Source organism: Acinetobacter lactucae, assembly GCF_001605885.1.
GTDB lineage: Bacteria > Pseudomonadota > Gammaproteobacteria > Pseudomonadales > Moraxellaceae > Acinetobacter > Acinetobacter lactucae.
Window position 1 is genome coordinate 51,195 of the sequence record NZ_LRPE01000035.1, and the last position, 11,659, is coordinate 62,853.

Sequence of the window (11,659 nt, forward strand, 5' to 3'; positions counted from 1 at the left end):
TAGGGCATCATAGTATGATGGTGCCCTTTTGTTGGATATTTTCTTATGGCGGTTATTTTTTTAGAATCAAAAGACAATGCAAAGATTAAACATTTGCGTGGATTAATCGAACTCAGTAACGCCCGAAAAAAGCACCAACAAACCGTTCTTGAAGGCACTCATCTTTGTTTAGCTTGGTTACAACAGCAAAAGAAGATTTTTTCTTTATTTACGACTGAACAGGCATTAGAACACGAAGATTTAAAAAAAATAATTGAACTGCATCAAGGTCATATCTTTGTTATTAGCGAAGTTTTATACAGAGATTTGAGTACATTAGGTACGAGTTTACCTTGTTTAGCTATTATTGACCTGCCTAAAACTGCATCTACTATCGACTATAAGGTAGATACCTTAATTCTTGAAAATATTCAGGATCCAGGTAACGTAGGTACTTTACTACGTTCAGCAGCAGCAGCAAATATTAAACAAATCATTTGCACACAAGGCTCTGCATCCCTTTGGTCACCACGAGTTTTAAGAGCGGGTATGGGCGCTCATTTTAGCTTACATTGTTTTGAAAACTTCCAGCTGACAGATATCCTTCCAAAATTCCAAATTCCAGTTTTTGTTACAAGCTCTCATCGCTCAACGAGTCTTTATTCAAAAGACCTTTCAAAGCCGTGTGTCTGGATTTTAGGAAACGAAGGTCAAGGCGCTAGTGATTACGCATTAGATCACGCACAATCAGTGACTATTCCCCAACCGGGTGGACAAGAGTCATTAAATGTGGCAATTGCAGGATCTATTTGTTTTTTTGAGATGGTCCGCCAACGCCAATAAAACGTTAATTTATTTTACATCTCACATATTTGTGAAAAAAATCAATTACACTAGTAAAAAATAACCGATTGTTGTCAACCTCCCACCTCTTTTCAACGTTATATAAGAGATATATTGAAGATAAGGTGGGTATGTCCAATGACAGGATTTTCCATCTCCATGGATTTAGCACCGAAAAAGTCTCGATCGGAAACATCTAGTGCTCATGCCAGCACGGCTGAGCAACGCCTGAAAGTTTTCATGCAAGATGTTACTGGTCGTGCTTTGGTGATGATGGAGAGTGCTACCCAAGGTCAACAAGGTATTGCGATGGATTTGGTTCAAGAAGCATTTATTGCTTTACACAAATCTTATGCCGATAAAAGTACTGAGGAATGGTATCCCCTGTTTTATACTATTTTGAATAACAAACTTCAGGATTGGCGCCGCAAAGAATCTCGTAGAGCAAACCCATTTTCATTCTTCAAAAAAGTTAGTCTGGATAATGACGACGACGAAATTATCGATGTAGTTGATGAAAAAGCTATTAATCCTGCAGATTTTCTAGATCAAGCGGTAACGATAGAGGAAATTCGGGAAGCGATTGAAAAACTACCTGTTCGTCAACAACAGGCATTTATGTTACGTGCGTGGGAAGGGTTTGACACCCATACAACAGCTCAGATCATGAACTGTACCGAAGGTAGTGTGAAAACCCATTATCACCGAGCAATTCAGGGACTTAGAGAATACTTGGCACATTTAAATCCCTCGGGAGGTTCTGATGAATCATGATGATTTCACTAAAAAGGTGACCTCCAAACTTGATAGTTTGGCAGATCATCATAAAAATAAAACAGTGGTCATGAATCATGTGCTTGACCATATTCAACAAAAACCAGCCTCTTATTATAGTGTCTGGAAAATGACTGGTTTCGCACTTGCTGCAGCAATTACAGGTTTTGTAATTCTGCCAAATTCAGTCGAAATTGTGGATAAGCCACAAAATCAAGTGATCGTAAATCCTAAATTATCTCCACAAATGGTGGAAGATTTAGAGATGTTAATGGTGTTGGGTGAGGATAAAGTACAACATGGCAGCTAAAAAATTAGCGCTTATCCTGTGTTCATTAAGTTTCTTGCAGACAAGTTTTGCAGGTTTTGAACGCTTTTGGATTTTTTCTAAAGATGCCAATGCACAAGTGGATGACACATGGGATGCTCTTTCTGAAGAAGAGCAACGTGCAGTCATTAAACGTTACCAGAGTTTAAAAGAGTTACCAGCAAATCAGAGTAATAACTTACAGCAACGCATGGACTGGTTTACTCAACTTCCTGAAGCTGAAAAACAAAAAATGCGTGAAGCTTGGCAAAAGATGAGTACACAAGAACGTAAAGACTTACGTGAGCGTATGCTTAAAGCGAATGGTGAAGAAAGAACAGCTATTCGTGAAGAATATATGAACAAGTATTTAGAACACTAAGTTATTGTTGAGTTATCAAATAGGTGAAATCTAATCACTTAATTATTTTGATTTCATTTCTTATAAAAAGCCTCCGATTGGAGGCTTTTTTATTCTTTGAGTTTATTTACGATAACGTCTATAAGCTAGTAAACCTAGTAAGGATGCCAAAGATAAAATTCCGAGGCTACCACCTCCGCCCCCACCACGTGTATCGTCTGTAGTAGTAGCAGTACTTACAAGGTTAATTGTGCCAGCTTTAGGTGAGATTTTCCCATCAGCGTCATAAACATTATAACTTAACGAATCATTAAAAGTATTAAATACACTATTTGCCTGAATATAGATATTTCCACCATAACAAATCTTATCCTTATCATCTTTCGGACATGGTCCTTCACGATCAGCCTTAACCACTTTAAAAATACCATCTTTCGATGTTTTGCTCGGTAAATAAATTGGCAACTCAACACCATCTTCATTTACCCAAAATTGTGATTTTGGCTTTAAAAGTGTATTTACAGGCCCATCACCATCATCATTCGCATATTTAAGCAAATTCAATGGAATAGTTTCATTTGCAAGATATTTAAATGTAATTGTTCCATCGCCAGAAACTGGTTCAATATTATTAAAACGAGCTTTTATCAGACCGCTTGAGCTTAATTTATTATCAGCTGTTGTAATTGTATATTTGCAATAAGCATAGGTACCAGCTTGAGTCACGATATCGTCTTTGCGATAAAAAACAATTTGTTGTAAAGTACTATTCCACTCACAGAATACCTTGTCTTTGTCAGATAAATCTTTAACTTGTTGAGCATCATATTTATCATCAAGCGCTCCAATACCTAATGGCTCGGTTGTAATACGATAGTCAGTTGTGTTGAAGAATTTCAGCACATGATTAGCATCTTCAGCCGGTAAAGGTAAATCGTAGTTCTTTAAATCAAGATAAATCGCTCGATATTTGAGATTTGCCTTAGTGGTATCAATTAGATTCTTAAACTCAGCTAAACGTACTTTATAATAAGTAATAAAGTTAGAAGGTGTCTTAGGGTCTTTAATATAATTATCAAATAAATCATAATTTTGTTGATAAGTATCAATTAAAGTTGTTAATGAAATATTACTAACATCCTCTAAGTCACCTGAAGTGAGTTTCATTAACTCAACGGAACCAATATCACAGCTATTGCGACTTCCCGATTGGTAATATGATGTACCGTCTGTCAGACGGTTTAAACCACGTTGGTCAATTGTGGCACAGCTTCCTTTACTATCTTGATCAACATCAATTAAATCTATATTAGAAGAAATATTTTTTGGATAATAAATAGGTAGGAACCCAGTATAAGCTGTTGCTGGTTCTACTAAAGGACTTAGTAGATTACTAAATGATTGTGTACTGATATCAACATTGGTCTGTCCATCAGGTAAAGATTCTTTAGGAACGTCACATTTTGCTGTCGCCGATTTCCAATCAAGCGCATTGAAACTCAGCGTTAAACCTACATTCTTTTCCTCTGCTACCGCACCTAAAAGATATTTACAGGCATAACTTCCAGTATTATAAGCGAGTACGTTAAAACTTAACTTTTTTGCGCCTAGTTTGTCGTAGAGGAAAATACTATTCGCGCTGTTTTCAACAACTGTATTATTTAAGAGTACTAAACTACTACTTGAACTTAAAATACTTGATGAATTGGCTGGATTATTAGTATCACCAGTAAACTTGATAATACTGCCATTAGTACTATTTGCTATATTTTTTGCAATAGTATTAACAGATAACGTCGCAGTAGGTTTCCCACAAAACTCAAATGTACTTGTTGAAGCTGTATTTCCATTATTCACAATACTATTTGATGTGAGAGTAATAGTACGGGGTGCATAGACAGTGTCACTAAAACATCCCATTGATAAAACACTGCCTTGTGTTGCGTTATTGCCTTTCAGTAAAGAATGATTTACTGACAAAGTAATATTAGGTGAAGCTAAATAAATTGCTCCGCCGCTTGTTGCCCGAGATGATAGAATCTGGCTATTTTGCAAAGCAATATCAGCACCAGCATAAATCGCTCCCCCCTGACCAGTTGTGAGGCCATTTTCAAGAATTACATTATTTAAGCTTAAGGGCTGTTTATAAGTAGTCGTATTGAAAATACGTGATTTACCTTGAGCATTAATACGTGTTTGTAAGTCAAGCTGTGCGGGATAATCATTGGTTAATACGCTTTTTTTCTGCCAATCTACGGGATCAGCTCCAAAAATAGCAATATTTGCATTTGGTACTAATTCCTTGGTTAAAGTATAAGTTCCAGATTGAAGCTGAATAGATTTTTGTGTAGTTTCACGTGTATCAATAACCGTGCATCCACCATACGATTTACGCAACTCAGCTGTCTTTATTGCTTCACGCAATGAGCAGGCATTCGTATTGTCACCATCTTCATCATCAAAAGTTGTAACATCAATTCTTCCAGTCGTTGTATCTGCAAATAATGGCATTGCAGCAATCACAGCTAATGCTAAAAAAGCCTTTTTATAATTTTTCATAGCCTTCATCATCCTTGATTATGACTTTAAACGTCTTAAAGCAATTAAGCCAAATAGACCTAAAACTAAACCACCACCTACACTTCCCCCGCCACCCGTGCTTACGGATTTATCTTCAATACCTGATGGCGGATCTTGCACAATTTGAACTGGAATTGTTAAATAAACATCCGCAGCATCATTAAAACGTGTGGTAGTAGTAACAACCAAGAGATTAAATACATCTGCTCCATGCCAGTTTCCATTTGGAACATAAGTTAAGTTACCCTGAGCATCGATAGATAAAGTTCCTTTAGATGGTGTACTTGTTTGAACAATCTTCATACAGCCTGACTGCCAAACCTTACCATCTGTTCTTTTTCCAAACATTTTTTCACATGTTTGTGGAGAAACTAACTCACCATCACCTACCACATCGGCAATATTAAATTTGGCAATTTCGCCATATTTAATGTCTTGACCATGTGTACTAATATCATCGCGGTTGGTAATTAATTCAATCGCCCCTAAATCACATAACTCATCATAACCACTTCGATTCTTTCCACGTTGATCTTGCTTTTCACAACTCGCCAAACCGACAGAAGTTCCATCACTATATAAACGACCTTTGTTAATTAACAAAGATTGTGAAAGACTAGTATATTTATCTAAAACACGAGGTTTAAAGAATCCTAAAAAACTATCACTTGGTGTTGAATATGGACATAGCAATCCATCTGCTGGTGGTACATCACAAGTTCCTTCATCTGCATTTCCAGCAATTAGTTTTTCGCTTGCAGGATATATAATATTTGGTAACTCTGCTGAAGCATTACGGTTACATTCCGTTGTTACTAAATTACTTTGCACAATCGTTTTATCTGTTGCAGATGCCTTACAGTTTGTTGTATTACCTATTAAAATACTGTTAGAGACTGAAGCATTACCCTGTGGAGCATCAAAAAATAAACCTCCCACGTTTTTTATCATCGTAATATTATTTACAACCATTCCATCACGGACATTGGCAATAAAACTACCCTTATTATGAAAAATCGTACTATTACTCAAACCAATAATACGAGAGGTTAAGTACCCCCCTGTACTTTCATCTGCAAATTTAGTTTCAGCATGAAATAGTCCACCATTTGCTGCGGTCACTTCATTATCACGCACTACAGAGCGACTAATATAATAAAGTGGCATATCACTATATAAAACGCCTCCCTGACTTGCTTTATTATTCTGCATTAGGCTATTAATAATAGTTACCGAACCCGCTGTTTTTGTAGTATTTGATAAATTACCAGCGTTATAAATGGCTCCCCCGTTTGTTGCATAACCGTCCATTAAACGCGAATTTTGAATCACCAATTGTTCATGATTATAAATTAATCCACCGTTACCTTGAGGTATTACACTCTTTGAGCCAGCACCTTTTAAATTGACATCAACAAACAAAACTGTAAAAGAAGCTTTTTCAACACTATCATCATCTATACGGAATAGTTGATCCGTACCTATCATTTTAATCGTTGCATTATGAGAGTTGGGTGCTCCTTCCTCAACAAGAGTAGAATCATTTTTTGCGGTACTAATAGCTACAGGAACAGTAATTACTATACTTTTATTTAAAGTATATTCTTTATCACGCTGCAAAATAATATTTGATGAAGCATCTTTATTTCCGCAACCATTGTAACCATTTGCATACTTTTCAACATCAGCAGCATTGGAAGATGCACGATATTTTAGAAATTGTATTGCTTCACGTAATGAACAGACTGTGTTATCAACATCTTCATCAGTTGTAGTTGTAACTTGAATATCGGCAGAATAAGCGTGTCCAGCAATAGCCAATAAAGCAAAAGCAATGCTCCGTTTGAGCATACCCATCTCCTTACATCTTTTTTTCATTTTTCTTTGTCAATATTGCAAAATTTCCGCTTTTGCAATCGCATCCTTTGTGCGTACTTTGTCACAGGAAGTAGAAATTCTCAAGACATTTTGGTCGGTCTATAGAGTCATTTTTGAGCTAGGTTACAAAAAGCTTCATACGTTTAAAAAAGTTTTTTAAATACGAAAAAATAGCTTCTTAAAAAAATTAGCAGTTATAAATATAACTATTCTGAAATGAAAAAACTTATATCTAGAAAGCCATTTTTTATTGTTTGAAATAAATTTAGTCAAAACAGCAAACTTAAGTTAAAGAAACTTATTGTTGATACTCATCAATCAAAGCGTAAATTTGCCTTAAAGTCGCATTAGAAAGTTTTGTTTTTTCGCCTTTGAGCAGTTTTTCTAACTGAGCAACAGTTTGCAATAAAAGAGAAGCTTGATGAGGACCATGTAATAACAGGTAATCAACAATCTGTTGATCAAAGTGGATACCACGTCTAGCCATTACAGATGTCACCAAGGCATAACGATCTGCATATAAACTTCCACTCGGCACTTTTACACTAACGGCTTGTGTAAGTCGTGATTGTAAGTCTGGCAATTCAAGCTTTAATTCGATCGGTGCCACACGCGAGGAAAATACCAGTTGTCCTTCATGATTATTCATTAAATGGAAAACAGCTTTTTGCCAGTGAGGCACACCACTAATCGATTCAATATCATCTAAAGCGACAAGATCATAATGTTCTAAAGAGGTAATTGCTTCAATAGGTGCATCAAGAAGTTCAAGCAAAGATACTTTAATCGCAGATTTGCCTATTTCTAAATAAGAATCACAAATTGCAGAAAGTAAATGACTCTTCCCCGTCCCCGCTCCACCGTAAATATAAAACCTACTCACCAGACCAGCATGGAGTTGACGCACGGCATCGACTACATGCCCCCAACCCGGTCCCGAAAAATCACTGATTCGGGCATCAAGTTGAGGTTCTATATCCAGTTGGAGTTGACGCATATATTGAATTAACCTTGAAATTATTTCTGGTTAGGGGATTTCAGTTCATCTGTATCTTGCTGTGTTTTAACTTCAAGATCAAGCTTAGTGCTTTCAGTTTGTACATGAATTTGCTCAATATCGCCATGTTGGATTACTAATGTAGAAGGTGGAGCATAAAGTGAGCTTCTTTCGTAGTTATCTCTTAAGTGTTTTAACAACACTACAATAACGGCTGCCACCGGCAATGCAATTAACATTCCCAAGAAACCTGCAAGCTGAGCTCCTGCCAATACTGCAAAAACCACCGCTACAGGAGATAAACCAATTTTATCGCCCAATAGGAATGGTTGTAGAATATAGCCCTCTACCGCTTGACCAACCATAAAAACTATACCGACGAGTAATAAATGTACCCAATCCAAGCCGAACTGGAACAAGCTAGCTATAACAGCTGCAATAATACCTACGGCAAAGCCTAAATAAGGAATAATACTGGCAAGACCAGCCACCATACCAATAATCAAACCAACTTCCAAACCAATGAGCTGTAAGCCAACTGCATAGACTATGCCGAGTAATAGCATGACTAGAAACTGACCTTTAACAAATGCCCCTAAAACGCTATGGCATTCACCAACGATCTGTAAGGTAGTTGCTTCATATGGACGTGGAATGAGACGACGTAAGTTTTGTAACATACGTTCCCAATCGAGCAAGAAATAGAAAGCAATAATAGGAATTAAAACAACCGTTCCACCAATCTGAATAAAATTCAAACCAGATTGAGCTAATTTTAATAACACTGCCTGAATGCTGTCTGCACTATAATTTGTTTGGACATACTCCATCACAGCTTTAGACAACTGCTCTGTGTCAATTTCCATTTGCTGGACATTAAATGTCGAAGATACCCAAGGTAAAAAGGTAGCATTAATCCAGTGAATACCTGCTGGAATACTATCGCGGGCATAAACTAATTGTTTCCAGATGAGTGGAACCAAATACCAAAGTGCAATAGTTAAGGTTACGCCTATTCCGACGAATACCACGCTAATTGCTAACCAGCGAGGCAATTTCATTTTTACCAGCACGTCAACAAGTGGACTGAATAAATAAGCCAGGAAAAAAGCACCGATAAAAGGAATGACTACAGGCTTGAGTAAGTACAACACCCATACCAGCAATACAATACCTGCGAGTAAAAAAATACGGCGCAGTATACGATCTTGCATAAAATCTAGCCTTTTTTGATTTAATCGTTATAAATGAAAAAATATTTTTATTAAAGATAGCATTTTCGAGCATAAATAACATAAGAGTTTCGTATATTCAGGTTATAATCTGCCGCCAATGCGGAGACTTCATTTATGAGCAACTCAACTTCTACCCCAAATACCGGTTTAAGCTACAAAGATGCGGGTGTTGACATTGAAGCGGGCGACGCACTGGTCGATCGTATCAAGTCAGTCGCTAAACGTACAAGTCGTCCTGAAGTAATGGGCGGGCTTGGTGGCTTTGGTGCACTATGCAAAATTCCTAAAGGTTATGAAGAGCCTGTTTTAGTTTCTGGAACCGATGGTGTAGGAACTAAATTACGTTTGGCACTTAATCTTAATCGTCATGACACAATCGGCCAAGACCTTGTGGCTATGTGTGTAAATGACCTTTTAGTTTGTGGTGCAGAACCATTATTCTTCCTTGATTATTATGCGACTGGTCACTTAAATGTTGACGTTGCTGCAAATGTTGTTACTGGTATTGGTAAAGGTTGTGAGCTTGCAGGTTGCGCACTTGTAGGTGGTGAAACCGCAGAAATGCCAGGCATGTATGAAGGTGAAGATTACGATCTTGCTGGTTTTGCCGTTGGTGTTGTTGAGCAAAGCAAAATTATTGATGGCTCTAAAGTAAAGTCTGGTGACGTACTTATTGGTGTTGCATCAAGTGGTGCTCACTCTAATGGTTACTCATTACTACGTAAAATTTTAGATGTTAAAAACGTTGATTTAACTCAAACAATTGATGGACGTCCTCTTGCTGATGTGGCAATGGAACCAACTCGTATTTATGTAAAACCGGTTCTTGAACTCTGCAAACAAGTTGATGTTCATGCTATGGCGCACATTACGGGTGGTGGTTTACCAGGTAACTTACCTCGTGTATTACCAAATGGTGCACAAGCAGTTATTGATGAATCTTCTTGGGTATGGCCTGAATTGTTCCAACTTCTACAACGCGAAGGCAATGTAGAACGCTTTGAAATGTACCGTACTTTTAACTGTGGTGTAGGTATGGTCATTGCTGTTGATGCAAATGATGCTGAAAAAACAATTGAAGTACTTAATGCTCAAGGCGAAAAAGCTTGGAAAATTGGACATATCCAAGAAAATGCTGAATCAGTGGAAGGCGCAGACGAAAAAATCCGTGTGATCTTTGCATGATAAAAATTGCTGTTCTAGTCTCTGGGAACGGTAGTAATTTACAAGCCTTGATAGATGCAAATCTATCAGGGCAAATTGTAGGTGTACTGTCTAATAAAGCAGATGCTTATGCCCTAGAGCGCGCTCAAAAAGCCAATATTGCTACCGCTGTTATCTCCCATAAAGACTTTCCAACCCGCGAAGTGTTTGATGAAGCAATGCATCAGCAACTCTTAGCTTGGCAAGTAGATGTGGTTATTTTAGCTGGCTTCATGCGTATTTTAACACCAGCCTTTGTCAATAAATGGCAAGGAAAAATGCTGAATATACATCCTTCGCTTCTTCCTGCCTACAAAGGTGTAAATACTCACCAACGTGTTTTAAATACAGGTGATCGTTTACATGGTTGCACCGTGCACTTTGTAACGGCTGAACTGGATTCTGGTCAATCAATTGCCCAATCCGCTATTTCAGTTAAAGAACATGATACTGCCACTTCATTAGCAAATCGAGTGCATGCACTTGAGCACTTTATCTACCCACAAGTAGCAGAGTGGTTATGTAACGGTCAACTTACATGGAAAGATGGGCAAGCCTATTTCCGTAATCAAGTTCTTGAACACCCTATTCGTTTTGCAAGTTGGTAAAGTATTTTACTAACAAACAAAAATAAAAAAGGACATGCTGGCATGTCCTTTTTTATAAGCTTTAAATTAATTTAATTAATAATGAATCAATTTCTTTATAGAATTTACTGTATCAATAGGATGCTCTAGAGGGAACATATGGCCCCCTTCAACCACAGTAAATGGGATTCCCATTTTTCGCTTTGCCATTTGAGGAAAGCCTCTTTTTAAGAAATCACTTCCTTTACCCACAACTAAATGCACAGGCATCTTAGGTTTTGGCATAGGCAGCCACCACCAAGAAGGATTTTTACGGAAAATTGCAACTTCATCTTCACGAGAAATCGTTAAAGTTACTCCACCGCGAACCGAATCCTCTTTCAAAGCATAATCAATATAAGCTTGAAAACAATCTTCATCAAAATCTTTGTAGAATCCTTTAGGACGTAGTAATTCAGCCGCCTGCTCTCTCGATTCCCAATGTTCACGACGACGTGCAGATAAGCCAGCTGGCGTCATTGCATCCACTAGTTTAGGACGAAATAATTTTGCCATATGAAAAGCAAATGAATATCGTCCTAAAATAAGAGGCGGGTCTAACATAATAACTTGAGAAAAAAGTTCAGGGCGTCGAAAGGATGCCATCAGCGTTAGGACCGAACCAAGAGAGTGACCTAGTCCAATGACTTTACGCCCTTTCGCCTGACGCACAATACTATCAATAACCTGATCAACCAAAGCAGGCCAATGATTCGTCACTGGATAGCGCTTATCAGGACCAATCAAGGGAACATAAATAACATCATATTCCCCTTTCAACTGGTCAAACAGTTTTTGATACACTTTTGATGGTACGCCATTGGCATGAGCAAAGTGTATAACTGGTTTCATTGACATACCGCTATCCTAAAAATA

11 protein-coding genes are annotated in these 11,659 nt (G+C 37.6%); 6 read left to right on the forward strand and 5 right to left on the reverse strand.

What is annotated here, in order from left to right:
* The first annotated feature begins 45 nt into the window (after positions 1 to 45).
* The 4 genes from AWW73_RS12625 to AWW73_RS12640 all read left to right on the forward strand — a co-directional run bounded on the left by AWW73_RS12625 (position 46) and on the right by AWW73_RS12640 (position 2,285).
* On the forward strand, positions 46 to 822 hold the full coding sequence (locus AWW73_RS12625; RefSeq protein ID WP_016140253.1) for a TrmH family RNA methyltransferase: 777 nt from the start codon (positions 46 to 48) through the stop codon (positions 820 to 822).
* Positions 823 to 981: 159 nt separating this feature from the next.
* Positions 982 to 1,596: an RNA polymerase sigma factor gene (locus AWW73_RS12630; protein WP_062849820.1), complete on the forward strand. Its 615-nt coding sequence runs from the start codon at positions 982 to 984 to the stop codon at positions 1,594 to 1,596.
* The gene (locus AWW73_RS12635) at positions 1,586 to 1,906 is read left to right on the forward strand and encodes a hypothetical protein (RefSeq protein WP_002118556.1); all 321 of its coding nucleotides are present in this window, start codon (positions 1,586 to 1,588) and stop codon (positions 1,904 to 1,906) included. The genes AWW73_RS12630 and AWW73_RS12635 overlap by 11 nt, the downstream gene beginning before the upstream one ends.
* Entirely contained in the window at positions 1,896 to 2,285 is a 390-nt protein-coding gene (locus tag AWW73_RS12640) for a DUF3106 domain-containing protein (protein ID WP_016140251.1), read from the forward strand. The genes AWW73_RS12635 and AWW73_RS12640 overlap by 11 nt, the downstream gene beginning before the upstream one ends.
* A gap of 102 nt (positions 2,286 to 2,387) precedes the next feature.
* Here AWW73_RS12640 and AWW73_RS12645 read toward each other — a convergent pair whose 3' ends face one another.
* The 4 genes from AWW73_RS12645 to cxpE all read right to left on the reverse strand — a co-directional run bounded on the left by AWW73_RS12645 (position 2,388) and on the right by cxpE (position 8,933).
* The gene (locus AWW73_RS12645; protein WP_062849821.1) at positions 2,388 to 4,823 is read right to left on the reverse strand and encodes a CSLREA domain-containing protein; all 2,436 of its coding nucleotides are present in this window, start codon (positions 4,821 to 4,823) and stop codon (positions 2,388 to 2,390) included.
* 18 nt (positions 4,824 to 4,841) lie between these two features.
* Positions 4,842 to 6,701 (reverse strand): rhombotarget A, encoded by a 1,860-nt coding sequence (rbtA, locus tag AWW73_RS12650; protein WP_081409614.1) that lies wholly within the window; start codon positions 6,699 to 6,701, stop codon positions 4,842 to 4,844.
* Positions 6,702 to 7,020: 319 nt separating this feature from the next.
* A complete protein-coding gene (gene hda, locus AWW73_RS12655) occupies positions 7,021 to 7,719 on the reverse strand; it encodes a DnaA regulatory inactivator Hda (protein ID WP_002118656.1) in 699 nt (232 codons plus the stop codon).
* 20 nt (positions 7,720 to 7,739) lie between these two features.
* On the reverse strand, positions 7,740 to 8,933 hold the full coding sequence (cxpE, locus tag AWW73_RS12660; RefSeq protein ID WP_016146159.1) for a chloramphenicol efflux transporter CxpE: 1,194 nt from the start codon (positions 8,931 to 8,933) through the stop codon (positions 7,740 to 7,742).
* 135 nt (positions 8,934 to 9,068) lie between these two features.
* Here cxpE and purM point away from each other — a divergent pair, with 135 nt between their 5' ends.
* Both purM and purN read left to right on the forward strand, forming a co-directional pair.
* Positions 9,069 to 10,139, forward strand: coding sequence for a phosphoribosylformylglycinamidine cyclo-ligase (purM, locus tag AWW73_RS12665; RefSeq protein WP_062849823.1), 1,071 nt, complete (start codon positions 9,069 to 9,071; stop codon positions 10,137 to 10,139).
* On the forward strand, positions 10,136 to 10,765 hold the full coding sequence (gene purN / locus AWW73_RS12670) for a phosphoribosylglycinamide formyltransferase (protein WP_016146161.1): 630 nt from the start codon (positions 10,136 to 10,138) through the stop codon (positions 10,763 to 10,765). The genes purM and purN overlap by 4 nt, the downstream gene beginning before the upstream one ends.
* A 75-nt stretch (positions 10,766 to 10,840) precedes the next feature.
* Here the strand turns inward: purN and AWW73_RS12675 are convergent, their stop codons facing one another.
* Complete coding sequence (locus AWW73_RS12675; protein ID WP_016146162.1) at positions 10,841 to 11,641, reverse strand: alpha/beta fold hydrolase; 801 nt, start codon at positions 11,639 to 11,641, stop codon at positions 10,841 to 10,843.
* Positions 11,642 to 11,659 lie beyond the last annotated feature (18 nt).